This window comes from Ruegeria sp. SAZD011 (genome assembly GCF_059612545.1).
This window is the reverse complement of sequence record NZ_JBXWQU010000009.1, coordinates 1-25,423: the sequence shown is the minus strand read 5'-3', so window position 1 is coordinate 25,423 and position 25,423 is coordinate 1. Positions and strand designations below refer to the sequence as shown.

Annotated in this window: 22 protein-coding genes; 17 read left to right on the top strand and 5 right to left on the bottom strand. The window is 63.3% G+C overall.

The features are described from left to right. The 7 genes from AC2FLM_RS01370 (at position 1) to AC2FLM_RS01340 (ending at position 7,941) form a co-directional block, all read left to right on the top strand. On the top strand, positions 1-885 hold the full coding sequence (locus AC2FLM_RS01370) for an ABC transporter permease (protein WP_496854974.1): 885 nt from the start codon (positions 1-3) through the stop codon (positions 883-885). Beyond that, positions 885-1,721, top strand: coding sequence for an ABC transporter permease (locus tag AC2FLM_RS01365; RefSeq protein ID WP_234167411.1), 837 nt, complete (start codon positions 885-887; stop codon positions 1,719-1,721). The genes AC2FLM_RS01370 and AC2FLM_RS01365 overlap by 1 nt, the downstream gene beginning before the upstream one ends. Before the next feature lie 41 nt (positions 1,722-1,762). Continuing rightward, positions 1,763-2,128 (top strand): cupin domain-containing protein, encoded by a 366-nt coding sequence (locus tag AC2FLM_RS01360; protein ID WP_496854972.1) that lies wholly within the window; start codon positions 1,763-1,765, stop codon positions 2,126-2,128. A gap of 29 nt (positions 2,129-2,157) precedes the next feature. Continuing rightward, entirely contained in the window at positions 2,158-3,783 is a 1,626-nt protein-coding gene (locus AC2FLM_RS01355) for a GMC family oxidoreductase (protein ID WP_496854970.1), read from the top strand. A gap of 68 nt (positions 3,784-3,851) precedes the next feature. Next, on the top strand, positions 3,852-4,766 hold the full coding sequence (locus AC2FLM_RS01350) for a LysR substrate-binding domain-containing protein (protein WP_234145527.1): 915 nt from the start codon (positions 3,852-3,854) through the stop codon (positions 4,764-4,766). A 120-nt stretch (positions 4,767-4,886) separates the two neighbouring features. Beyond that, the gene (locus AC2FLM_RS01345; protein WP_496854967.1) at positions 4,887-6,929 is read left to right on the top strand and encodes an acetate--CoA ligase family protein; all 2,043 of its coding nucleotides are present in this window, start codon (positions 4,887-4,889) and stop codon (positions 6,927-6,929) included. Between the two features lie 163 nt (positions 6,930-7,092). Further along, positions 7,093-7,941, top strand: a complete 849-nt coding sequence (locus tag AC2FLM_RS01340; RefSeq protein ID WP_496854965.1) for a fumarylacetoacetate hydrolase family protein — start codon at positions 7,093-7,095, stop codon at positions 7,939-7,941. A gap of 12 nt (positions 7,942-7,953) precedes the next feature. Here AC2FLM_RS01340 and AC2FLM_RS01335 read toward each other — a convergent pair whose 3' ends face one another. After that, positions 7,954-8,865, bottom strand: a complete 912-nt coding sequence (locus tag AC2FLM_RS01335; RefSeq protein WP_496854963.1) for a LysR substrate-binding domain-containing protein — start codon at positions 8,863-8,865, stop codon at positions 7,954-7,956. 112 nt (positions 8,866-8,977) lie between these two features. Between AC2FLM_RS01335 and AC2FLM_RS01330 the strand changes: the two genes are divergently transcribed. The 9 genes from AC2FLM_RS01330 (at position 8,978) to AC2FLM_RS01290 (ending at position 19,638) form a co-directional block, all read left to right on the top strand. Next, positions 8,978-10,036 carry a dipeptidase gene (locus tag AC2FLM_RS01330; protein ID WP_496854961.1) on the top strand — a complete coding sequence of 353 codons (1,059 nt, stop codon included), beginning with the start codon at positions 8,978-8,980 and terminating at the stop codon, positions 10,034-10,036. A gap of 50 nt (positions 10,037-10,086) precedes the next feature. Further along, the gene (locus AC2FLM_RS01325; RefSeq protein WP_234218492.1) at positions 10,087-11,691 is read left to right on the top strand and encodes an ABC transporter substrate-binding protein; all 1,605 of its coding nucleotides are present in this window, start codon (positions 10,087-10,089) and stop codon (positions 11,689-11,691) included. Further along, the gene (locus AC2FLM_RS01320) at positions 11,692-12,750 is read left to right on the top strand and encodes an ABC transporter permease (protein ID WP_496854959.1); all 1,059 of its coding nucleotides are present in this window, start codon (positions 11,692-11,694) and stop codon (positions 12,748-12,750) included. After that, positions 12,747-13,661 carry a nickel transporter permease gene (gene nikC / locus AC2FLM_RS01315; protein ID WP_496854957.1) on the top strand — a complete coding sequence of 305 codons (915 nt, stop codon included), beginning with the start codon at positions 12,747-12,749 and terminating at the stop codon, positions 13,659-13,661. Before AC2FLM_RS01320 ends, nikC begins: the two co-directional genes overlap by 4 nt. Beyond that, the gene (locus tag AC2FLM_RS01310; protein WP_496854955.1) at positions 13,658-14,512 is read left to right on the top strand and encodes an ABC transporter ATP-binding protein; all 855 of its coding nucleotides are present in this window, start codon (positions 13,658-13,660) and stop codon (positions 14,510-14,512) included. The genes nikC and AC2FLM_RS01310 overlap by 4 nt, the downstream gene beginning before the upstream one ends. Then, on the top strand, positions 14,509-15,273 hold the full coding sequence (locus tag AC2FLM_RS01305) for an ABC transporter ATP-binding protein (RefSeq protein ID WP_496854953.1): 765 nt from the start codon (positions 14,509-14,511) through the stop codon (positions 15,271-15,273). Before AC2FLM_RS01310 ends, AC2FLM_RS01305 begins: the two co-directional genes overlap by 4 nt. 350 nt (positions 15,274-15,623) lie before the next feature. Then, a complete protein-coding gene (locus AC2FLM_RS01300) occupies positions 15,624-16,565 on the top strand; it encodes an ABC transporter substrate-binding protein (RefSeq protein WP_234145535.1) in 942 nt (313 codons plus the stop codon). Between the two features lie 83 nt (positions 16,566-16,648). Further along, complete coding sequence (locus tag AC2FLM_RS01295; RefSeq protein WP_496854950.1) at positions 16,649-17,662, top strand: quaternary amine ABC transporter ATP-binding protein; 1,014 nt, start codon at positions 16,649-16,651, stop codon at positions 17,660-17,662. Further along, positions 17,662-19,638 carry an ABC transporter permease gene (locus AC2FLM_RS01290; protein WP_496854948.1) on the top strand — a complete coding sequence of 659 codons (1,977 nt, stop codon included), beginning with the start codon at positions 17,662-17,664 and terminating at the stop codon, positions 19,636-19,638. The genes AC2FLM_RS01295 and AC2FLM_RS01290 overlap by 1 nt, the downstream gene beginning before the upstream one ends. 170 nt (positions 19,639-19,808) lie before the next feature. Here the strand turns inward: AC2FLM_RS01290 and AC2FLM_RS01285 are convergent, their stop codons facing one another. Beyond that, a complete protein-coding gene (locus AC2FLM_RS01285; protein ID WP_234145537.1) occupies positions 19,809-21,158 on the bottom strand; it encodes a trimethylamine monooxygenase in 1,350 nt (449 codons plus the stop codon). Positions 21,159-21,323: 165 nt separating this feature from the next. Between AC2FLM_RS01285 and AC2FLM_RS01280 the strand changes: the two genes are divergently transcribed. Continuing rightward, a complete protein-coding gene (locus AC2FLM_RS01280) occupies positions 21,324-22,625 on the top strand; it encodes an ABC transporter substrate-binding protein (RefSeq protein ID WP_496854946.1) in 1,302 nt (433 codons plus the stop codon). A 36-nt stretch (positions 22,626-22,661) separates the two neighbouring features. On the opposite strand, the gene AC2FLM_RS01275 is transcribed toward AC2FLM_RS01280, so the two are convergent. From AC2FLM_RS01275 to AC2FLM_RS01265, 3 genes are all read right to left on the bottom strand, one after another. Next, positions 22,662-23,381, bottom strand: a complete 720-nt coding sequence (locus AC2FLM_RS01275) for a FadR/GntR family transcriptional regulator (protein ID WP_234138067.1) — start codon at positions 23,379-23,381, stop codon at positions 22,662-22,664. A gap of 133 nt (positions 23,382-23,514) precedes the next feature. Continuing rightward, positions 23,515-24,888, bottom strand: a complete 1,374-nt coding sequence (locus tag AC2FLM_RS01270; protein WP_496854944.1) for an ammonium transporter — start codon at positions 24,886-24,888, stop codon at positions 23,515-23,517. A gap of 152 nt (positions 24,889-25,040) precedes the next feature. After that, on the bottom strand, positions 25,041-25,423 hold a 383-nt coding region (locus AC2FLM_RS01265; protein ID WP_496854942.1), incomplete at its 5' end, for a hypothetical protein.

Below are 25,423 nucleotides of genomic sequence, written 5' to 3'. Positions count from 1 at the left end.
ATGGAGGCGATACGCAGCAACGAGGCGGGGCTGAGGCGGGACGAGTGGCTGGAGCGGCTCAGGCTCTTTGGCCTCGGCTCGCCCGCGATCCTGCTGATCCTTGTCATTCTGGTCATTCCGGTGGGCTGGCTGTTCTATGTCTCGTTCATCGGGGCGGATGGCACGTTCTCGCTGGAAAATTACGAGCGGATGCTGAAGCGGAAATCTTATGCCCGCATCTTTCAGACCACGTTCGAGGTCAGTTTCCTGACCACCGGCCTGTGTATCCTGATCGGCTATCCGCTGGCCTATTTCATCGCCGGCCTGCCGAACCGGATTGCCAACCTGTGCCTGATCACGGTGCTGCTGCCGTTCTGGACCTCGCTTCTGGTGCGCACCTATGCCTGGCTGGTGCTGCTGCAAAAACGCGGGCTGGTGAATGAATGGGCGATCTCGCTGGGGCTGTGGGACGAACCCATCAAGATTGTCCACAATATGACCGGTACCCTGATCGGCATGGTGCATATCATGCTGCCCTTCCTGATCCTGCCCGTCTATGGCGCGATGAAGGCGATTGACCGCGACCTGATGAAGGCGGCCTCGAACCTGGGTGCCAGCCCGCGCCGAGCGTTCTGGACGGTGTTCTTTCCGCTGACGCTGCCGGGTCTATTTGCCGGGTCGCTGATGGTGTTCATCCTGTGCCTTGGCTTCTTTGTCACCCCGGCGGTGCTGGGCGGCGGCAAGGTGATCATGGTGTCGATGAAGATCGTGTCCAATATCGAGCTCTTCGTGAACTGGGGGGCGGCCAGCGCGCTGGGCGTGGTTCTGCTGGTCTCGACCATGGTGATCCTGTGGATTGCCTCGCGCTTTCTGAACCTTGAGAAGATGACCGGGGGAGGGCACTGATGCTGCGCTGGTTCCAAAGCCCCGCGACCGAGACCCAGATCACCCATGGCCAGCGCCTGTGGCTCTACGTCATTGCGGTGATCACCATGGTGCTGCTGGTGACGCCCACGTTGATCGTCGTGCCGATGTCATTCTCGGACAGCCAGTATCTGGAGTTTCCGCCCGAAACCTGGTCAACGCGCTGGTATGACCATTACTTCGGCTCGCCCGAGTGGATGCTGGCAACGCGCACCTCGTTCAAGGCGGCGTTCCTGACGATGCTGGTGGCGACACCGATTGGCGTTCTGGCGGCTTATGGCCTGCATTGCTCGAAAATCCGGTTTGTCCGCGCGGCTTTCGTGCTGATGATCACGCCGATGATGGTGCCGGTGGTGCTGGTCGCGATCGGGGCCTTCTACGCCTATGTGCAGCTTCAGATCCTCTATACGATCACCGGGCTGGTGCTGGCGCATACGGTGCTGGCACTGCCGCTGGTGGTGATCGTCACCGGCTCGGCGCTGAAAAGCTTCGACATGAGCCAGGAGGAGGCCGCGCGCAGCCTGGGCGCACCGCGGTGGAAGGCGTTTCTGACCGTGACGTTGCCGCAGATCCGCTTTGCCGTGGTGACGAGCGCGCTCTTGTCCTTTCTCACCTCGTTTGACGAGGTGGTGGTGGCGATGTTCGTCTCGGGCGGCGACAACCCGACCCTGACGCGCAACATGTTCAATGCGCTGCGCGACCAGATCGACCCGACCATCGCCTCGATCTCGACCATCATGATCCTGGTGACGACGGGGATGATGGTGCTGGCGCAGCTGTTTGGACAACAGAAGAAATCAACGAAACCAAGCGAGTGATGCCCGGGTTCGGGCATTCCCCCCTGATCGAGAGAGCTGCCATGATCGACCTGCAAACATTCGCCGACCTTGCCTCGGTACCGCTGGGCGCCTTTGCCGACAAGCCCACCAGCCTGACCAAGGGTCAGACCGAGGCCTCGATTGTGTTGTGGACCTCGGCCGATGGCGGCACCATGATCGGGGTCTGGGAGTGCACGCCGGGCCGGTTTACCGCAGACCGCACCGGGGGCGGCGAATATTGTCATATCCTGTCCGGACGGGCGACTGTGACAAATGCCGATGGCAGTGGCAGCCGCGACATCGGGCCGGGCGACCTTCTGGTGCTTCCGCAGGGCTGGACCGGTCAATGGGAGATACATGACCACATGCGCAAACTTTTTGTCATCAGCGCGGCACCTGCGACCTAGATGCTCGGCAACAGGGGGCGGTGCCCGCCATGAGCGAATATGACTTCATCATCGTGGGTGCGGGGTCGGCCGGCTGCGTGCTGGCCAACCGGCTGAGCGAGAACGGCCGGCACACGGTGTTGCTGCTGGAGGCGGGGGGCAGCGATCTGAATTTCTGGATCTGGATGCCGATCGGCTATGGCAAGACCTTTTACCGGCCCAGCGTCAACTGGATGTACCATACCGAACCCGATGCGGCGCTGAACGGGCGGGTCAGCTATTGGCCGCGCGGCAAGGTGCTGGGCGGGTCAAGCTCGATCAACGCGATGGTCTATGTCCGGGGACAGGCGCAGGATTTCGACGGCTGGCAGGCGATGGGCAATCCGGGTTGGGGCTGGGACGATGTGCTGCCCTATTTCCGCCGCTCCGAGACCAACGACCGGGGTGGAGACGCCTTTCGCGGCGACAATGGCCCGCTGCATGTGGCGAGCATGGACCGTGATCTGCACCCGCTCTGCCGGGATTTCATCGCGGCGGGCGGAGAGCTTCAATTTCCGCACAACCCCGATTTCAACGGCGCCACGCAAGAGGGGGTGGGCACCTATCAGAACACCGCCAAAGGGGGCATGCGGATGTCGGCGGCGCGGGCCTATCTGCGCCCCGTAATGCGACGCGCGAACCTGCGTGTCGAGACGGGGGCGCTGGCCGAACGGGTGCTGTTCGAGGGCAAGCGCGCGGTGGGGGTGGCGTATCGCCAGAATGGGCAGGTCAAGACCGTGCGCGCCCGGCGCGAGGTGATCTTGTCGGGCGGGGCGATCAACTCGCCGCAATTGCTGCAACTCTCCGGCATCGGCCCCGCCCGCCTGTTGCGGGACAAGGGCATAGAGGTGGTGCATGCGCTGGACGGGGTCGGGCGGAACTTGCAGGATCATCTCTGTATCGACCATCTCTACCGCTCGCGCGTGCCGACGCTGAACACCCAGCTGCACCCGTGGTATGGCAAGCTGTGGCACGGGCTGCGCTATGTGCTGACCCGGCGCGGGCCGCTGTCGCTGGGCGTCAACCAGGCGGGTGGCTTCGTGCGCTCGCGTTCCGGTCTGGATCGTCCGAACATGCAGCTGTTCTTTTCGCCGGTCAGCTATACCAAGGCGCCGCTGGGCAAGCGGCCGCTGATGAACCCCGACCCGTTCCCCGGCTTCCTGCTCAGCGCCCAGCCGACCCGACCCACCAGCCGGGGGCATCTGGAGATCCGCTCCTCGGACCCGAAAGAGCCACCGGCGATCCACCCCAATTACCTTGCCACCGAGATCGACATGCAGGAGATGCTCGAAGGTACGCGGCTGCTGCGGCGGCTGGCCGAGGCCCCGGCGCTTGCCCGGCTGATCGAGGCCGAGATGCTGCCCGGTGCGGATATTCGTTCCGATGACGATCTGATCGCCGACATCCGGCAGCGGGCCGGAACCGTGTTCCACCCGGTCAGCACCTGCCGGATGGGGCCGGACGTGGCGCGGGACGTGGTGGACGCACGCCTGCGGGTGCATGGCATCAGCGGGCTGCGGGTGGTCGATGCCTCGATCTTTCCCACACTGACCTCGGGCAATACCAACGCGCCTGCGATCATGGTGGGCGAAAAAGGTGCCGATATGATCCTTCAGGACTGCGGGGCAGGCAGGTAGGTTTTGCCTTCCATTTACAAAATGAAAACTTGTCTGGCCTCAAATCGCCGATTTCTTATAGTTGCGCCATGCATCTGAAGTTGCGCCATCTCGAAGTATTCCATGCTGTGATGGAAGAGGGCTCCGTCTCGAAGGCGGCGGATCGGCTGCACCTGACCCAGCCCGCCATCAGCATCGCGCTCTCGCGGCTCGAGGATATGCTGGGCTTTCCCCTGTTCCATCGATCCAAGGGCCATTTCGCACCGCGCCCCGAGGCCTATCTGCTGCATATGGATGCGGAACTGTCGATCCTTGCGGTCGAGCAGTTTGCCAACCGGGCGCGCCTGATCAGGCAGGGTGGGGCGGGGCTGTTGCGGATCGGGGCGCTGGGCGCCTCGGCCTTTGGCCTGTTGCCGCAGTTGGTGGCGCGCTACACCGCCGAAAACCCAAAGGTCGAGATCGACCTGCGGGTGCGCAGTTCAACCCAGATCGCGTATCTGGTGAGCAACGGGCAATGTGACATAGGCCTGGTCGAGGCGCCGGTTGCCGCGCCGTCGCTGGAAGTGGAGCCGTTTTCCCTGCCCTGCGTCTGCATCTTTCCGGCAGGTTCGCCGCTGGCGGCCAAGGACTGTATCACGCCCGGCGACCTGGTGGATCAGCGCCTGATTGGCATTCAGGACAGCAATCAGGTCGACCGGCAGTTACGCGGGGTCTGTGCCGAGGCGGGTTTCGAGATCGCCGCCCCTGTGCATGGATTCTTCTTTGCGGTGGTGCGCCGGATGGTGGCCGAGGGGGCGGGGGTCGCGATTGTCGATGCGCTGAACGGCTGCCTGCCCTTGCAAGATGGCGTTTGCTGGCGGCCTTTTGTGCCCGAAATCACCTATGACACCGCCCTGATCGTCAAGGCGGGGGCAGAGCTGTCGGTGCCCGCAAGGGCCCTTATCCAGCTGATCCGCGACGAGATGGCGGCACGGGCGGTTTTGCCGGTCGGCGATACGGTATAAGCCGGGTAAATCGCTCGTTTCCAATTCGGAATTTCACCTGCCGGCCCATTGCCTCCAAACTGCCTCGTGAGACTTCGATGAGGCAGTCCAGTGCAGGACCAGACATTACCGAGATCGGCCATGGATGCGCTGCTGGCGCCGCAAAGCATCGCCCTTGTCGGGGTGTCCGACCGACCCGACTCCTATGGCCATGCGCTGGACCGGATGCTGAGCGGCGGCGGGTTCTCCGGCCCCATCCTGCGGGTCAATCCTCGGCTTGCGGCACAGTCGGGCGGGCGGATCGCCGCCGCGCTGGCCGATCTGCCGGATGTACCCGAACATGTGGTCCTGTCGTTGGCAACCGAACGGGTAGAGGCCGCTGTTGATGCCGCTCTTGCCACGGGCGCGCGGGCGTTAACCCTGTTTTCGGAATGTCCCGATCCAGAGATGCGCCGCCGCATCGGCGACCGGGTCCGTGCGGCTGGCGCCGCGCTTTGCGGACCCAACAGCATGGGGTTTCACAACCTGACCCATGGTCTGCGGGTAACACCCTTTCCGGTACCGCTGGATCTGAAACCGGGCGGTATCGGGTTGATTGCGCAATCGGGCTCGATCCTTGGGGCGTTGATGAACAACGACCGGCGGCTGCGGTTTTCGCAGGCGGTCAGCACCGGCTCCGAGACGGTGACCACCGCCGCCGATTACCTGCACTGGATGATTGACCAGCCCCAGACCCGAGTGGTCGGCCTGTTCCTGGAAACCGTGCGTGACCCGCTCGGTTTCATAGCGGCGATGGAGGCGGCAGCGGCGCGCGACCTGCCGGTGGTGATCCTCAAGGTCGGGCGATCGGCGCTGAGTGCGCGCATGGCGATCTCGCATACCGGCGCGCTGGTGGGCGACGATGCCCTGTTCCGCGCGCTGGTGCGGCGGCTTGGCGGGCACATGGCCGGCTCGGTCGACGAGATGGCGGCGATGCTGGCGCTGTTTGCGCAAGGCAGGCGGGCCACTGCCCCGGGCATCGCCTCGATCCACGATTCCGGTGGCGAGCGCGAACTGATGGCGGACTTGGCCGAGGATCATGGCCTGTCATACGCCTCGCTTGCGCCCGAGACCCGAGCCCGCATTCAGTCGGTGCTGGAGCCGGGGATTGCCGCCGACAATCCGCTGGATGCGTGGGGGACGGGGCAGGGCGCGCAAGAGACCTATACCCGGTCCGTTGCCGCCATGATGGCCGATCCCGGCGTTGGCACCGGGCTTTACGTGCTGAACTGGCGCGGCAATTACTACCTGCACGAAATGCACGGCCGGGCGCTGGCCGAGGCTTACCGGCAGACCGATAAGCCGCTGGCTGCGGTCTCGAACTTCTCGGGCAGCGATGACCGCGCCATCGCCGCGCATTTCGCCGATCTGGGTATTCCCCTGCTCAGCGGGATGCAGAACGCGATGTCGGCGGTGCGCGCGTTGCACGATCATGGCCCTGTCGCGCGGTTTCGTCCGCCCGCCATGCCGCACCCGCGTGCCGGGGCATGGCGCGCCAAGCTTGCCGGTCGCGACTGGATCGGCGAGGCCGAGGGATACGCGCTGTTCGCCGATTATGGCATTGCCTGTCCTTCGCATATGCTGGCCGCGTCTCGGGATGAGGCGGTGCACGCCGCCCGGCGGATCGGTGGCAGCGTTGTTCTGAAAACCACCCAAGGGGGCCTGTCACACAAGTCCGATCTGGGTGGGGTGCAGACAGGGCTGGCAACGCCCGACGCGGTCGCCGCCGCTTATGAGGATCTGGCGGAGCGGTTCGACGGGCCGGTGCTGGTGGCGCGGATGGTCGACCCCGGCATGGAGTGGTCGCTGGGGGCGGTCAACGATCCCGATTTCGGCCCGGCCGTGCGGATCGCACCGGGCGGTCTGTTCGTGGATCTCCTCGGAGAGGACGTTCTGCTGATGGCGCCGTTCACGCCCGACGAGGCCGCAAGCGCAATTGCCGGTCTGCGCGCCGCAAGGCTGTTGGCGGGGTACCGGGGGCAACCGGTTCTGGCGGCAACCGCTCTGGGCGAGGCGGCCGCTGCCCTGTCGCGTATGGCCTGGGATTTGCGTGACACGCTGGACGAGATCGAGAGCAACCCGGTCATTGTCGGCACCCAGACCGCAACCGCCGTCGATGCGGTGCTTCGCCTTCGGCCGTCCTGAGGCACGACACAGGGGCGCGGGTCCAATTGCCCGGTCGCCGAAGGTGCGGCCTCTCGACCCGGGCGGCCAAGACTTTTAAGTAAAAGTCTTGGCAAAAGTCTGATTTCAGACTTTTGTTCCGCCAGGCCCGCGCGTCGGGTGACACAAGATCGGGAGAGAGTTCATGAAACTGCTGCGCCATGGGGCTCCGGGAGCCGAGAAGCCCGGACTGCTGGACGCCGAGGGCAACATTCGCGACCTGTCGGATCATGTCGACGATATCACCGGCGACGTGCTGGGTGATGCCGCGCTTGACCGGCTGCGGGCGCTTGATCCGGCCTCGCTGCCGCTCGTATCCGGCACCACCCGGCTGGGCCCCTGTGTCGGCGGCATTGGCAAGTTCCTCTGCATCGGCCTCAATTACCACGATCACGCGGCCGAGATCGGTGCCGACATCCCGGCCCATCCGATCCTGTTCCTCAAGGCCAACTCCGCCGTTGTCGGCCCGAATGACGATGTGGTGATCCCGCGCGGCTCGACCAGCACCGACTGGGAGGTCGAGCTGGGTGTGGTGATCGGCAAGACCGCGAAATATGTCACCGAGGCCGAGGCGCTGGATCATGTGGCGGGCTATTGCATCGTCAACGATGTCAGCGAGCGGCAGTTTCAGACCGCGCTCAGCGGGCAATGGACCAAGGGCAAGTCCTGCGACACCTTCGGCCCTACCGGCCCCTGGATGGTCACCCGGGACGAGGTGCCGGACCCGCAGGCTCTGGGCCTCTCGCTGGAGGTGAACGGCAAGCGGATGCAGACCGGGACCACCGGCACCATGATCTTTGGCGTGCCGCAGATCATCGCGCATCTGAGCCAGCTGTTCACTTTGCATCCGGGCGACGTGATCTCGACCGGCACGCCGCCCGGTGTCGGCATGGGGATGAAACCCGCGCCGGTCTACCTCAAACCGGGCGACGTGATGGAGCTGCGCATCGAGGGGCTGGGCCAGCAGCGCCAGACTGTGCGGGCCGACGTCTGAGCCGGGGCCGGCTCAGGCCTTGCGCGAAAACGGGTCGGGCGGTGTGTTGAGCCGCAGATGCCGCATGAAGGCGCGGGCGGGCCTTGTCATCGGCCGGGTCTCGGACACAAGGAAATAGCTGCGGTATTCCAGGTCCGAGGCAAAGGGCACAAAGGCCAAATCCCCGGCGCGGTAATGGTAGATCGGAAAGGGGTTGATCACGGTCAGCCCCAAACCCTCCCTTGCCAGGTCGGCGGCGGCGAAAGAGGTCGAAACCTCGGCCACGATGCGCGGCGTGGCACGGGCCTGGTGCAGCAACCGTTCCAGCTGCCCGCGCCGCACGTGACGGCGGGTCAGCGCGATCATGTCCTGCCCGTGCAGATCGGCCGGCCCGACCCGATCACGCATTGCCAGCGGGTGATCCGTCGGCATGGCACAGACCGCGCCCGATACCCGATAGGGCATGGTCTTGACCCCCGCGCGGCTCTGCTCGACCCCGCTGATGCCAAGGTCAAAACGGTCGTCCAGAATGCCGCGTGTCACCTCGTCCGAGGTATTGACCTCGAAACTGACGAAAAAGGCCGGGTTCATGTCCAGGAAACTGCTGATCTGCGCCACCAGGAAACGGTGCGCATAAGAGGGTGGGGCGATCAGGCGCAGGGTTTCGCGCACCGGTTCGGTCTGCCCGTCGATCCGGTCGAGCGCCTCGAACAGCGGGTCGAGGCGCAGGTTCAGCCGCACCGCCTCTTGCGTCGGGCGCAGCCGACCCGCCTCGCGCTCGAACAGGGCCGTGCCCAGCCGGTTCTCCAGGCTGGCGACCGAGCGGCTGATGGCCGATTGCGACAGGCCCAGCTGATGCGCGGCGCCGGTGGTGGTGCCGGTCTGCATCAGCGCGCGCAGGGCGAAATATTCGGGCAGCGAATGCCATGATTTCGGTTTGGCCATGGGGTGGTCTCAGATTCAGACTAGCTCTATGAGTCCAACTCATACATTTTTCACTCTGCCATGCAAATTTCTCCTCTATCATCCCGGCAACCGCCATCGGGGGAGGGGCACCATGCCGGCAACGCATCCGGCGATCATCGACGGGCATAACGATGTCCTGCTCAAGCTGTATCGCGCGGGTGGGCTGGCACAGGCAGGCGCGTTCCTGACCGGGCGCGACGGCGCGCTCGACCTGCCCAAGGCGCGGGCGGGTGGTTTTGGCGGCGGCTTCTTTGCGGTCTACGTGCCCTCGCCGATGGATCGCGAAGCCCGCGATGCCGAGATGACCAATGCCAGCTATGACCTGCCTCTGCCCGAACCGATCGACTGGGAGGACGCGCTGCCGGTGGTGCTGAGCCAGGCGGCGATCCTGTTCGAGCTGGAACGCCAGGGCGCGTTGAGCGTCTGCCGCAGCGTGGCCGAGATGCGCGCGGCGTTGGCGGCGGGCCGGATTGCCGCCATCTTTCACATCGAAGGGGCCGAGGGGATCGACCCGGACCTGCACATGCTGGACGTGCTGCACGCCGCTGGATTGCGCTCGCTGGGTCCGGTCTGGAGCCGCAACACGATCTTTGGTCATGGGGTGCCGTTCCGTTTCCCCTCGGGGCCGGATATCGGGCCTGGGCTGACCGATCACGGCATCCGGCTGGTGCGGCGCTGCAATCAGTTGGGCATTCTGATCGACCTGTCGCACATGAATGCGGCAGGGTTCTGGGATGTTGCCCGCCATTCGGACAAACCGCTGGTGGCGACCCATTCCAATGCCCATGCCATCTGTCCCATCTCGCGCAACCTGACCGATGATCAGCTGCGCGCGATTGCCGAGAGCGACGGGATGGTGGGGTTGAATTTCGCAGTGGCCTTTCTGCGCGAAGACGGGCGCAAGCTGAGCGATGTGCCGCTCGAGACCATGTTGCGCCATCTCGATCACATGATGGGTATCCTGGGCGAGGACCGGGTTGGCCTCGGTTCGGATTACGACGGTGCCATCGTGCCCGAGGCGTTGACCACGGTTGCCGATCTGCCGGTGCTGCGCCAGGCCATGGCCGATCACGGGTATGGCACGGCGCTGATCGACAAGCTCTGCCGTGACAACTGGCTGCGCGTGCTGGAACGCACCTGGGGCGCATGACCACCGCAAGAATTGACCAAGACCAAGACAACAGGAGAGGAAAAGAGAAAATGAATGCTTTGAACCGACTTCTATCGACCGCCGTGCTGGGCGCGGCCGTCGTGATGACCGCTCCGGTGCCGATGGCACAGGCCGAAACGCCGCCCAACATGCTGGTGATCGCGAACCGGATCGACGATATCACCACGCTGGATCCGGCCGAGAGCTTTGAATTCGCGGGCTCGGATGTCAGCCGCAATGTCTATATGAAACTGGTCAACTTCGATCCGATGAACCTGAAGGCGGGTTATCAGCCCGAGATCGCCGAAAGCTGGACGGTGAGCGAGGACAAGCGCTCGATCACCTTTACCATCCGCGAGGGGCTGAAATTCCATTCCGGTAACCCGGTGCGCGCCGAGGATGTGGAATTCTCGTTGCAACGGGCGGTGATCCTGAACAAGACGCCCGCATTCATCCTGACCCAGTTCGGCTTTACCGCCGAGAACGTGGCCGAGACCATCAAGGCCGAAGGCAACACGGTCACCATCACCACCGACCAGCCCTATGCGACCTCGTTCGTGCTGAACTGTCTGACGGCCACGATCGGCGGCATTGTCGACAAGGAAGTCGTCATGGCCAACGAGCAGGATGGCGACATGGGCAATACCTGGCTCAAGACCAACACCGCCGGGTCGGGCGCCTACAAGCTGGTCAGCTGGAAGCCCAATGAAAGCGTGACCATCCAGTCGAACCCCGATTATTACCGGGGCGCCCCGGCGATGGAGCGCGTGATCGTGCGCCACGTGCAGGAAAGCGCCAGCCAGCGTCTGCTGCTGGAGCGTGGCGATATCGACATCGCCCGCAACCTCAACCCCGAGGATATCGCGGGCGTTCGCGATGCCGAGGGCGTCAAGGTCGAGGAAGAGCTGAAGGGGCGGCTGATGTATGTCTCGCTCAGCCAGAAGCACCCCGAACTCAGCAAGCCGCAGGTGCGGCAGGCCTTCAAGTACCTGATCGATTACGAAGGGATGAAGAACAGCTTCCTCAGCGGTCAGTATACGATCCACCAGAACTTCCTGCCGCAGACCTATCTGGGGGCCTCGGATGCCGCGCCGTTCACCTATGACGTGGAAAAGGCCAAGGCGCTCTTGGCCGAGGCAGGCATCCCCGAAGGCATGGAGATCGAGGTCGGCGTGCGCGAGGCGCAGGAACGCATCGAGATCGCCCAGTCGCTGCAGAACTCGCTGGGGCAGGTGGGGATCAAGATGAACATCACCATCGGTACGGCCAAGCAGATCCTCGGCCGCTACCGCGCGCGGGAACTGGATGTCTATCTGGGCGCCTGGGGACCGGACTATCCCGATCCGCACACCAATGCGGGTACCTTTGCCTATAACCCGGACAATTCCGACGCGGCCCAGGCCACCGGCCTCCTGGCATGGCGCAACAGCTGGGACACCGGCGGGCTGACCGAAAAGACCGCCGCAGCGGTCATCGAGAACGATCGCGACATCCGCGCCAAGATGTATGACGAGATCCAGGCCGAGTTCCGCGAAACCTCGCCCTTTGTCGTCATGTTCCAGCAGATCGAGCAATCGGCGCAGCGCGACAACGTGATGAACTTCTCGACCGGGCAGGCCATCACCTCGGCGTCCTACTGGCAAGTCACCAAGTAAATGGCGCTGACGGAAAACACTCGCGAGAGGCGCGTTCGCGCGTCTCTCGCCCCTTGGTTGAAGGGGGTCCTGGTGGCATTGGGGTCGGTCTCGATCACCATGCTGGGGCTGCTCTTCGTCACCTTCGTCATTGGTCGGGTCATGCCGATCGACCCGGTGCTGGCGATTGTGGGCGAACGCGCCAGCCAATCCACCTATGACGCGGTTTACGAGCAGCTTGGCCTCGACAAGCCGCTGTTGGTGCAGTTTCTCTATTACCTCTGGGATGTGCTGCATGGCGATTTCGGCATGTCGCTGCTGAACGCGCGCCCGGTCTCCGAGGATATCGCCCGCGTCTTTCCCGCCACGCTGGAACTGGCCACGCTGGGCACGCTGATCGGCGTGCTGCTTGGGGTGCCGCTCGGCGTCATCGCCGCCGTGCGCCGGGGCAGCTGGATCGACCAGATCGCCCGTGTCGTGGCGCTGGTGGGCTATTCGATGCCGATCTTCTGGCTGGGCCTGATGGGTCTGCTGGTGTTTTACGGCGTGCTGGGCTGGGTCGGCGGGCCGGGGCGGCTCGATATCTTTTACCAGGACATCGTGCCCTCGCGTACCGGCATGATCCTGATCGACAGTGCCATCGCCGGAGAATGGGGCGTGTTCCGCAACGCCTTTTCCCATATCATCCTGCCTGCGACCCTGCTGGGCTATTACTCGCTGGCCTATATCAGCCGCATGACGCGATCCTTCATGCTGGAGCAGTTGTCGGCGGAATACATCACCACCGCCCGCGTCAAGGGCATGTCCGAGCGGCAGGTGATCTGGGGTCATGCCTTTCGCAACATCCGCGTACAGTTGATCACGGTGATCGCGCTGAGCTATGCCAACCTGCTCGAAGGGTCGGTGCTGACCGAGATCATCTTCAGCTGGCCGGGGATCGGCAGCTATATCACCACCGCGCTCCTCAGCGCCGACATGAACGCCGTTCTGGGCGGAACCGTCGTGGTGGGGCTGATCTTCATCTGTCTCAATCTCTTTTCCGACCTGCTCTACCGGGTCTTCGATCCGAGGGCGAAATGAGCGAAACACTCACCTTGCGGCAATGGCTCTTGACCGACGAGCCGACCTCGCGCCGTCATGCGCGGCTGGCCAGCCTTTACAAGGGCTGGCTGACCCTGCGCGGCAATACCATGGCGATGTTCGGGCTGGGCATTCTGGTCGCATTGGTCCTGATGGCGCTGTTTGCGCCCTTTCTGGCACCGCATGATCCCTATGTGCAGAACCTGGGCAACCGGTTGCAGCCGCTGGGCAGCCCCGGCCACCCGTTCGGCACCGACAGCCTGGGCCGCGATATCCTGAGCCGCTTGATCTATGGCAGCCGTATCACCCTTTATATCGTGGCGCTGGTCGCCTTGATCGCGCCTGTGGCGGGGCTGTTGGTGGGAACCGTCGCGGGCTATGTCGGCGGCTGGGTCGATGTGATCCTGATGCGGGTCACCGATATCTTTCTGGCCTTTCCCCGGCTGGTGCTGGCGCTGGCCTTTGTGGCGGCGCTGGGCGCGGGGATCGAAAACGCGGTGCTGGCGATCTCGCTCACCGCCTGGCCGCCCTATGCGCGCATGGCGCGGGCCGAGACTCTGACCATCCGCGCCTCGGACTATATCAGCGCGGTGCGCCTGCAGGGGGCAAGCCCGGTACGGATCATTACCAAGCATATCTGGCCGCTCTGCATCTCGTCGCTGATCGTGCGGGTGACGCTGGACATGGCGGGGATCATCCTTGCCGCCGCTGGTCTGGGCTTTCTCGGTCTGGGCGCGCAGCCACCCAGCCCGGAATGGGGCGCGATGATCTCCGAGGGGCGCCGCTTCATCCTCGATTACTGGTGGGTGGCCACCATGCCGGGGCTGGCGATCTTTACCGTCAGCTTGGCCTTCAACCTGCTGGGCGACGGGTTGCGCGATGTGCTCGACCCCAAGGAGGGCAGTCAATGAGCCTCTTGGACGTGGAAAACCTGTGGGTCAAGTTCCCCACCCGTCAGGGCGTGGTCGAGGCGGTGCGCGGCATCTCGTTCTCGCTGGGGCGTGAGCGGCTGGGCATCGTGGGCGAAAGCGGCTCGGGCAAGTCGATGACTGGTCGCGCCATCCTGCGCCTGATCCGCCCGCCGGGGATGATCGAGGCCGACCGGATCGCGCTGGAAGGGCAGAACCTGCTGGATCTGAGCGAAAAGGACATGCGCGCGGTGCGGGGTGAACGCATCTCGATGGTGATGCAGGACCCCAAGTTCTCGCTGAACCCGGTGATGCGCGTGGGCGACCAGATCATGGAGGCCTATCTGCTGCATAACAAGGTGGGCAAGGCCGAGGCGCGCAAACGCTCGCTGGAGATGCTGGATGCGGTGTCGATCCGCGACCCCGAACGGGTGATGCGCGCCTATCCGCACGAGATGTCTGGCGGCATGGGCCAGCGGATCATGATCGCGATGATGCTGATCCCCAACCCGCAGATCCTGATCGCGGACGAGCCGACCTCGGCGCTGGACGTGTCGGTGCAGCGGCAGGTGCTGAACATCATGGACGATCTGGTGAAACAGCGCGGCATGGGGCTGATCTTCATCAGTCACGACCTCAATCTGGTGTCCGAATTCTGTGACCGGGTGCTGATCATGTATGCGGGCCGTATCGTCGAGGTCTGCGACGCCGACAAGCTGCATCAGGCGACGCATCCCTATACGCGCGGTCTGCTGAACTCGCTGCCGCGGCTGGACCAGCCGCGCGCCAAGCTGGAGGTGCTGAGCCGCGATCCCGCCTGGTCCGAGGCGCCAAGCGTCGGAGGCCGGGCATGAGCATGATCGAGATCGAGGGACTGAATGTCTGGTTCGGCCATGGTCATGACCGCGTCGACGCGGTGCGCGGCGCCAGTTTCTCGGTGGCGCGTGGCGAGAGCTTTGGCCTGGTGGGGGAAAGTGGCTCGGGCAAGTCCACCATCCTGCGGGCGATCACCGGGCTGGCGCCCGACTGGTCGGGTCGGGTCGATATCGACGGTCAGGCACTGGCGGGCGGCAAGCGTGACCGTGCCTTCTTCCGCAAGGTGCAGATGGTGTTTCAGGACCCCTATGCCTCGCTGCATCCGCGCCATTCGGTGGATCAGGTCCTGTCGGAAACCCTGCATCTGCACGGCATCCCCGATATCGACGCCCGCGTGCGGCGTCTGTTGGACGATGTCGGGCTGGGCGGGCGGTTCCGCTTTCGCTATCCGCACCAGCTCTCGGGCGGTCAGCGGCAGCGGGTGGCGATTGCCCGCGCGTTGGCGGGCGAGCCCGAGATCCTGCTCTTGGACGAGCCGACCTCGGCTCTGGATGTCTCGGTTCAGGCCGAGATCCTCAATCTGCTCACCGATCTGCGCGAGGAACACAAGCTGACCTATCTGATGGTCAGTCACGATCTGGCGGTGATCGGTCACATGTGTGACCGGCTGGCGGTGATGAAGGATGGCGAGATCGTCGAGGTGATGGGGGTCGAGGCCCTGCGCGCGATGCGGGCCGAGCATGCCTATACCCGAGACCTGCTGGCGGCCTCGGTCGCGCCGGGCGCGCAACCGGTTTGACCGGTCGGGACACGAAAAGAACGCGTCAGGTCTTTCTTGAGCCCTTCGTATCCCTGCCTTGATAAATGATGATATTTCAACGGCAAGGCCGATCATCTTCATGCTCTTGCTGAACATTGCGGCGCGATGCCTTCATCGCGCCGCGATCCGTTTGGAGACTGCCCAACCTGCGGTTCACTGCCCAAAAACCGGGCATCGGCTTCAGTCCCAAAAAATGTAACATTCTACTGCAGTGAAAAATATTTGACAGAAAGTAAAGTTTTCGAAACACTCATGGCAGGCCCGGAAGCGCGCGATTGTTTCGAGAAGTCGTTGCAAATGATACCGGCCCAACAGGGAGAATGATGAAAATGAAGAAAATTACGACTGCGCTCGCCACCGGCGTTGTGGCGCTCTCTCCGCTGGCTGCGATGGCCGACAGCAGCGACCCGATCGTGATTCCGATCCATAACTGGTCCTCTCAGATCGTTATGTCGAACGTAGTGGGCCAGATCTTCGAAGAGATGGGCAACTCGGTCGAATATGTCACCACCGACAGCCAGGCGGTCTATGAATCGGTGCGCCTGGGCGATGTGACGCTGGAGTTGGAAGTGTGGGAAGGGGCCTTTGGTGCCTCGTTCCGCGCCGCGCTGGAAAAGGGCGGCATCGTCGATGTGGGCGATCATGACGCCGTCACCCGCGAGGATTGGTGGTACCCGATGTGGACCAAGGACGCCTGTCCGGGTCTGCCAGACTGGAAGGCGCTGAATGACTGCGCCGCCGTGTTCGCCACCGCCGAGACCGGCGACAAGGGCCGCTATCTGGACGGTCCGGTCGACTGGCTCAAGCATGGCAAGGAGCGGGTCGAGGCATTGGGCATGAACTTCGAGGTGATCAACGCCGGTTCGGCTGCGGCACTCTGGGCCGAGATCGGCGCGGCCGAGGCCGACAAGCGCCCGGTGGTGGTGTTCAACTGGACCCCGAACTTTGCCGAAGCGGTCTGGCCGGGCGAGTTCGTGGAGTTCCCCGAATGGGTCGATGGCTGCGACAAGGACCCCGCGGTCGGCCCCAACCCCGATGCGCTTTATGACTGCGGCAATCCCGCCACCGGCTATCTGAAGAAAGCCGCGTGGGAGGGGATGGAGGCCAAATGGCCCGATGCCTATGCGGTGCTGACCCGTATCTCCTTCACCAATCCGCAGATCGCCGAGATGGCCAAGCTGGTCGATGTCGACGAGATGGAGCCCGACGAGGCCGCCGAGGCCTGGCTGGAAGCCAACGAGGATATCTGGCGCCCCTGGCTGGATGGCTGAGCCGTTCACCTGAGAACGACAGACCATCGCGCTTGTCCGGCACACGCGGTCGGACAAGCCATTTCTCTTGAAAGGTGAGGATCATGGGCAGTCCTGTCATCTCGGCAAGGAATGTGTGGAAGATATTTGGCAAGGATCCGGTCGGTTACCTGAAAACGTTGCAACCGGGCCGGTCGTTCGAAGATATCCGCGCCGACGGCTATATCGCCGGGGTGCGGGATGTCTCGCTGGATGTGGCGCGGGGCGAGATGCTGGTGATCATGGGCCTGTCTGGCTCGGGCAAGTCGACGCTGGTGCGCTGTTTCTCGCGCCTGCACGAGATCACTGGCGGCAGTATCGAGGTCGATGGGCAGATCATCGGGGATCTGAGCGAAAAGGATCTGATCGAGCTGCGCCGCAACAAGATGGGCATGGTGTTCCAGTCCTTTGGCCTGTTGCCGCATCGCACGGTGCTGGACAATGTGGCCTTTCCGCTGGAGATGCGTGGGCAGGACCGGCACACGCGGCGCAAACGCGCGCTGGAGGTGATCGAACTGGTCGGCCTTGCCGGGCGCGAGGATTATTTCCCGCGCGAGCTGAGCGGCGGCCAGCAGCAGCGCGTCGGCATTGCCCGCAGCCTTGCGATCGAACCCGATATCTGGTTCCTGGACGAGCCGTTTTCGGCGCTGGACCCGCTGATCCGGCGCGAGATGCAGGACGAGTTCCTGCGGCTTCAGGCGATGCTGGGCAAGACCATCGTCTTCATCACCCATGATTTCGACGAGGCGCTGCGCCTGGCCGACCGGATCGCCATCATGAAGGACGGCGCGGTCGAACAATGCGACACGCCCGACCAGATCGTGATGAACCCGACCACCGACTATGTCGCCAAGTTCACCGAAGAGATCGACAAGGCCCGTGTGGTGCATGCCGGTGTTCTGGCGCGCGCGGGCGTGGCGGGCGAGGGCCAGCCGGTCGAGGCCGGGGCCACGGTACAGCAGTTGGCCCGCCTGTTGGTCAATGACAGCCGCGACCTGATCCCGGTTGCCGACAAGGGACAGGTGATCGGTGCGCTCGATCGGCAAAGCGCGCTCGACATCCTGCTGAAGGCAAGCTGATGACGGCGACAACCACAGAAGCCGCCGCAACCGCCCCGGCGCTGCCGCGCAAGACGCTGGGTCTGGCCATGATCGGCCTGGCGGTGGCGATGACGCTGCTGCACTATGCCGGGCTGTTGCCCGCATGGCTGCACCGGCTGCCCGAGGCGATCATTCCGCCCTTTGCAACCTGGCTCGACGCGATTTTCAACTTCGTCAAGGACGACCTGGGCCTGCTGGCGCTGACCCGTCTGCTGACCGACGGGCTCGAGGTGGTGCTGGACGCCACCGCCAACCTGCTGTTCGGCAAGCGGCGCTGGCCCAATATCGGCCCCATCCCCTGGAGCGCGATTGCCGCCATGGCGGCGGTGGTGGGCTATTACCTGGGCGGCTGGCGCATGGCGCTGCTGGCGGGGGGCACCTTTGTCTGGACGGCGATGATCGGGCAATGGGACATCGCGATGCAGACCATGTCGGTGCTGGTCGTTGCGGCACCGCTGGCCTTTGTCATCGGGCTGGTTCTGGGCATCTCGGCCTGGAAATCGCCCGGTTTCGACGCGGTGCTGCGCCCGGTGCTGGCGGTGTTGCAGACGCTGCCGTTCTTCACCTACCTCTTGCCGGCGGTGATCTTCTTCAAAGTGGGGCCGACGGCGGGGGCGGTGGCGACCACCGTCTATGCGATCCCCCCGATGATCCTGATGACCACGCTGGGCCTGCAAAAGGTCAGCCCCGAAGTGGTTGAGGCCGGCAAGATGAGCGGCTGCACCCGCTGGCAGATGCTGCGCCATGTCTATATCCCCGCCGCCCGGACCGAGATCCTGGTGGGTGTCAACCAGGTCATCATGCTGTGTCTGGCGATGGTGGTCCTGACCGCCTTTATCGGCATGCCGGGGCTGGGGGCCAAGCTGCTGGCGATGATGGGCAGTTTCAAGATCGGCCGCTCGTTCGAGATCGGGGTGACCATCGTGCTGCTGGCGGTGACGCTGGACCGCATGTCCAAGGCCTGGGTGGTCAAGCTGCCCGAGCATTTCGAGCGCGGAACGCCCTTCTGGATCCGGCACAAGTTCCTGCTGATGGCCATCGGCGCCTTTGTCGGCTTTACCCTGATCGCGCAGGTCGTGCCGATCCTGTCCGAGGTCGGACGCAAGCAATCCTGGTCGCAGGGCAAGGAAATCGACACGCTGATCAAGAACTTTCTGGCCATTGACCTGGTGCAGTCGATCACCAATTCGATCCGCTATGTGCTGAATATCTGGGTGCTGAACCCGCTGCGCGATTTCATGCTGAGTATTCCGACCGTGGCCTTTGTTCTGTTGGTCTCGGCGGCCGCACTGCTGGTGGCGGGGCGGCGCGAGGCGGTGCTGGCGGCGGTATTCTTTGGCCTTGTCGCGCTGACCGGCTGGTGGGATCGCTCGGTGATCACGCTCTATTCGGTGCTGGCGGCCGTCAGTATCGCGCTGCTGTTGGGCGTGCCCATCGGCATCCTCGCCGCACGCAAGGAAAAGACGGCCAATGCGGTGCTCTTGGCCTGTGATACGGCGCAGACCTTTCCCAGCTTCATCTACCTGATCCCGGCGATCATGCTGTTCGGCATCACCGCGACCTCGGTCGTGATGTCGATCCTGATCTTTTCCATGGTGCCGCTGGTGCGCTACACGATCGAGGGGCTGCGCAACGTGCCCGACGAGATGACCGAGGCCGCCGACATGTCGGGCGCCACCCGGATGCAGAAACTGTGGAATGTGCAACTGCCTCTGGCGCTGCCGACCATGGCGGTGGGGTTCAACCAGGCGATCATGTTCGCGTTCTTCATGGTCATCATCGCCGCCTTCATCGGTACCCAGGACCTGGGGCAGGAACTGCAGCGGACACTGGCGGGAACCGATCTGGGCAAGAACTTTGTTCTGGGCATCTGCGTGACGCTGATGGCGCTGACCTTTGACATGGTCATCATGAAATGGGCCGATGACAAGAAGGCGCGGCTGGGTCTGAACTGACCGGGCCGTTGCCCTGAAGGGGTCCCGCGGCAAGACGGGGAGAACAGAATCGAACCTGCCGCGGGAGTGTCGCCGGTACGGATGGGCCGAACGGGCGAGCGTGGCGACCTCTGCGGGCAAACAGAGGTGCCGGAATGTCCGGGGCGGTTTTCGAGCCCGCCCCGAACATGTCAGTTGCGCAGATACGCCTCCATGCTGTCGTCCAGCGCATCTTTCCACGGGGTGTGATGGACCGGGGCCAGCGTGCCGGTGATCACCGAGGTATAGCTGTTGTTGCGGAAGGCCATGATGTCCTCGGCCTTGTGCTTCTTCCACTGGAAGAAGGCCTCGCAAGCGCCGTCGATGTCAAAGCTGGGATAGTCGGTTTCAGCCACCAGTTCCTTGACGTAATCGGCCTGATAGCGGATCGCGTATTTGACGTCGTCATCGGCCTCTTCGCGGGTCTCCCGCTCTTTCACATCGGCCAGCATCTGTTCCTTGGTGACATTGGACAGGTCGATCTTGCCCATGATCGCGTCGCGCACCCACCAGGCCTGGGCGTCGAACATGTTGAAGGTGAACCACTGGTCCTGCATGCCCAGATAGAACATCTTGGGGTTATGGACATAAGCCACACCCTTGTAGAGATCGGCGGTGGCCAGGCGGTTGGCGGTCTTCAGGCGCAGATCGTCGGGCAGGAAGTTGAAGAAATGCTTGTAGCCGGTGCACAGGATGATCGCGTCCACCTCGCGCGAGGTGCCGTCCGAGAAGAACACGGTGTTCTTGTCGACCTTGACCAGCGCGGGCTTTTCTTCCCAGTTGTCGGGCCATTTGAAGCCCATGGGCGCCGAACGATAGCATGAGGTGATCGACTTGGCGCCGTATTTCCAGCATTGCGAGCCGATATCCTCGGCCGAGTAGGAGGAGCCGACGACCAAGATGTCCTTGCCCGCGAATTCGCGCGCGTCGCGGAAGTCGTGGGCATGCACCAGCCGGCCGTTGAAGGTCTCGAAACCTTCGTAATGGGGCACGTTCGGGGTCGAGAAATGGCCCGAGGCACAGATCACATGATCGAATTCCTCGGAATAGACATGGTCCTTGGTGTGGTCATGCACGGTGACCTTGAACTGGCCGGTCTCGTCATTGTAGTCGATCCAGCGCACGGCGGTGTTGAAGCGGATCCAGTCGCGCACATTGGCCTTCAGAACCCGGCCCTCGATATAGTCGAACAGCACGGCGCGCGGCGGGTAGGACGCGATCTGCTTGCCGAAATGCTCTTCGAACGAATAGTCGGCGAATTCCAGACCTTCCTTTGGGCCGTTCGACCACAGGTAACGATACATCGAGCAATGGACCGGCTCGCCATTTTCATCCAACCCGGTGCGCCAGGTGTAGTTCCACAGCCCGCCCCAGTTGTCCTGTTTCTCGAAACAGACGATCTCGGGGATCTCCTCGCCCTTGGCGGCGGCGGATTGAAAGGCGCGCAATTGCGCCAGGCCGGACGGTCCCGCGCCGATGATCGCCACTCGTTTGCTGGTCATGTCGGTCTCCCTGCTTGGTTGGATCAATTGGTTCTTTTTGGTCTGAACCAGATGTTGCTTTTCGCGGACCAGTCTGTCAACGATTTTTCACCGCAGGGATAAAATTTCCCCTCTGATAAAGGAGAACTCCTTTTGACATTGCGCGGCGGAGTGGTAGAAATTGGTATGCTATCCTCCAGTTTCGCACATCGCATGGCGGTCACGTCTCTCTTCCCGCAGGACCGGGTGGGGATGAGCGAGCCGATCAAGATCGGGTTTCTGGCGCCCCTGACCGGGCCGGTCAGCTCATGGGGCCTGCCGGGCCTGCATGGCTGCCGTTTGTGGGAGGATTGGCTGAACCGGGCGGGCGGCATCCTGGTGGGCGGGCGCCGCTATCCAGTCAGCATCGTGCCTTTCGACTGCGGCTATGACCCCGAGCGCGCGATGGAGGGCGCGCGCCATCTGGTCCATACCGAACAGGTGAAGCTGCTGATGATGCTGGGGGGCGATACCTTTACCCCGCTGCGCGGCTTTCTGACCGAAAACAAGGTGCTGACCTCGACCCTGTTGCCCAGCGACCTGTCGCCCGATACCCGCTATCTGATCGCGCCGTCCGAGGTGCACCCGATCTATAACGTGACCGGCGTCGACTGGCTGGCGCGCAACCGGCCCGAGCTGCGCCGGGTGGCCATGTGCAGCCAGAAGGATGCGCTGGGCCTGCCCTCGATCGCCACCTATCGCGCCGCCTTCGAGGCCGCCGGTGTACCGGTGGTGAAAGAGGTCGAATACGACCCCGAAATGACCGATGTCGCCGCCATCGTGCAGCCGCTGCTGGATGCGCAGCCCGATCTGCTGTGCTGGTGCACCAGTTACACGCCGATGGTGCATGCGATGACGGAATATGCCCATGCCAAGGGGTTCTCCGGGCAAATCCTGTCCTGCACGCTGGACAATTACCAGCGTCTGGTGGCACGGACCTCGACCGAATTCATGGAAGGCGCGTTGTTCCAGTTTCCCGATTTCGACGACCCGAAACTGGCGCGCAAGGCGTTCTTCTTCAACCGGCCCAGCACCTTTTTCAAGGAATACAACGCCCGCTATCCCGGCAACTGGAGCGCGGTGAGCTGGGAATATGTCGCCATCCTCGATATCTGGCACGCCGCGGTCGAAAAGGTCGCCTCGGTCCACCCGGTCTCGGTGCTGGCCACGATGAAACAGATGGATCCGGTCACCCATGCCTTTGGCCCGGCCCGCTGGTGGGGCGAGAGCATCTTTGGCATCGACCACGCGCTGGTGGGCGACTGGCCGGTGGTCCGCATACAGGAGGGCCGGGCGCGCATCGTCGAATTCGGCTCGATCCCGGCCTGGCTCGACAAGCACGAGGACGTGTTGCGCCGCCATATGCAGGCGGCGGGCCAGATGTGGCAGCAAAGGCTGGAAACCGGCGAGGCGCAGACCGGGCTGACCACCCGCGATCTGGTGGACTAGGCTCAGGGTCCTGAGCCTAAGGCGCCCGCGGCGCGCTCAGCCCTCGTGCAGGAACAGTTTCTGCTCTTCCACCAGATGCAGCTTGGTGATCTCGACCGCCGCCTCGACATCGCGGGTGGCGATGGCGTTGAACAACGAGTTGAAGCGGGTCTGGTAATTCTGGATGCGGTCCGGCGTCAGATGCTTGCGCATCAGCGCGGTGCGAAAGCTTTGGCGGCAAACCTCGATGGTCAGCTCATAGCAGGATTCCAACAGCGGATTGCGGGTCGAGCGCGCGATCCGGCGATAGAAATCCTCTTCGCAGCGGGTGAATTCGGCCTGATCGGCGCGCACGGATTCGATGCGGGCGACGGTCTGCGCCAATTCGTCCAGCTCCTTGGGTGTCATGTTCATCACCGCCAGCCGGATCATCTCGGGCTCGATGATCGAGCGCACGATCAGATGGTCCAGCGGGCTGGTGCGTTCGCCGACCGAGCCGGGGGCAGGGGTGTCCTTGCTGTCCAGCTGATAGGTCACGAAACTGCCGCTGCCCTGGCGGCGGCGGATCATGTCGCGGTTTTCCAGCACATCCAGCGCCTCGCGCACCGTATTGCGCGACACGCCCAGTTCGGCGGCCAGCGCCCGTTCGCTGGGCAGGCGCGAATCCGGCGGATACTCGCCCGAACTGATGCGCGCGAACAGCGTATCCGCCACGATGCGGACGGTTTCGCCGATGGATTGGCCGATCGGCATCTCTGCCTTGAGTGTCTGGTTCATATGGCCCTCGTTACGGCGCGCGTGCTGCTCTTTGCCTGCCCTATGTTAGGGCATTCGCCCGGCCAACCACAAGCGCGGCGGCGCAAAGCAAAAGGCCCCGGCAACCGCCGGGGCCTTGATGGCGCGTCAAAGATCAGGCGCGCGGGATGCTGTCGGCATGGGTATGCACATCCGGCTCCAGGTCCCAGATCTTCTTGTCCAGCCCGTCGATCTGGTCATGCTCGTCCACCCGCAGGCCAACGGTCTTGTCCAGGATCACCGACAGGATCAGCGCGGTGACAACCCCGGCGCCGATGCAGACCGCGATCCCCACCAGCTGCATCCCCAGCGAGATCTGGCCATGTTGAAAGGCATAGGCGCCCTCTTCAAAGCCCAGGTAACCACCGCGCGGCGTGCCCGCCTTGAACACGCCCAGCACGATCATGCCAAAGGTGCCGCAGCCCAGGAACAGCGGGAACAGCTTGTGCTCGTCAATGCCGCGCTTGAGCGTGAACTCGTAGACGGCATAGGCGACAAACGGCGCGGCCAGACCGATCAGGAAGGCCTGCCAGGGCAGGTAGACGTCAAAGCCCGATGCGCCCGCCACGTAACCGGCAAGCGGCCCCAGCAGCGTGTAGGCATAGTTGCCCGAACGATAGGCCAGGATCAGCCCGGTCACCGCGCCGCCGGCCCAGACCAGCGCATAGTTGTTCAGCGCGATACCGACGCTGGTATCGGCCATGGTCACACTCACGGCCAGCGCCTCGGGATCAAAGAAGAACAGGCAGGACATGATCACCATCGGCAGCCCGGCAAAGATCAGCAGCAGACCCGGAGCGCACAGCCCGATGCTGGGCGCCAGATAGGCCGAGACGCGGGCATGCGGCTCCATCATGCCGGGGCGCGCGCCCAGCTTAGGGGTAAAGATCAGCGCCATGCCGGCCGGGAACAGATAGACGAAGCCGACGCCAAAGAAGTCGTGGAACCCCGCATTGGTCAGCGGCCCGACCGACCCCCAGGTGGCCCAGCTCAGCACCGAGGACACCACCGCAGCAACCACGCAGGTGATGTAATAGGCCGAGGCCTTCATCCGTTCCGAGACCGAGAAATGCAGCAGGATGTTGATGATCCCGGCAAAGACGGCCAGGAAGAAGACAAAGATCTGGAACGTGTTCAGCCCCGGAAACAGCGCCGGGTCCACGTGATGGGCCAGCGAGTTGGTCATGCCGCCACCCAGCCACCAGTCCTTGATCGAATCCGTCATGGTGGCATCGACCATGATGTAATACTGCGCCGCCCAGATGCCGAAGCCGATCACGTAATAGGTGGCAAAGCCCAGGAAGAATCCCAGCGTCTTCTCGATGGTCGAATTGAACAGGTTCTTGCGCCGGGCGGTGCCCGCGTCGATCAGCAGCAGACCGACCACGACCAGAATGGCCCCGACCGTGCCCGAGGCATAGAGCAGGTTCTGCACCAGTGCATTCAGGGTAACCTGTTCTGCATGTATTGCGCTTATGTCCAGTGACATCTTGTTTTCCCTCTTGGTTCTCAGTTGGCTCCGGCCTTGCTTTGCCGGGTGTGGCTGGCGTTTCAGGGGACCAATCGGGCGACCAGTGCCAGCGTCTCGTGGGCCAATTCAGACCAGAACTGCGATCTGAGCGGCGGTGCGGCGATGATGGATCAAAATTGGCACTTTTCAAACATCTTTTTTACCCAAGGGAAAGATTTTTGCCCCTTTGTATCTTGTTGGGATTGCTGAGTTGCCTGCAAAGAAACCAAAAAGAACCAATTGTGCGAAAAAACAGACGGTTCCGGTTCCGAGTTGGGCGCGAACCCTTGCCACAGCGCTGTCAGAACGGGTGAACCGATGCAGAAAAGGGCCAATTTCATATTGACTGTCAGGAAAATAAATTGAGTATAGAGAATATTGCATGCGGTGGTATGTCGTGTGCCGCAGGAGGTTTTGACAGATGTCGCTGGATGATGCGGGCGTATGGAAGAGTGGACGTGGTCGTGGGCGTCGATTGCCGAAGGGTCGTGTTTATAGCGACGAGGGTTTGGCG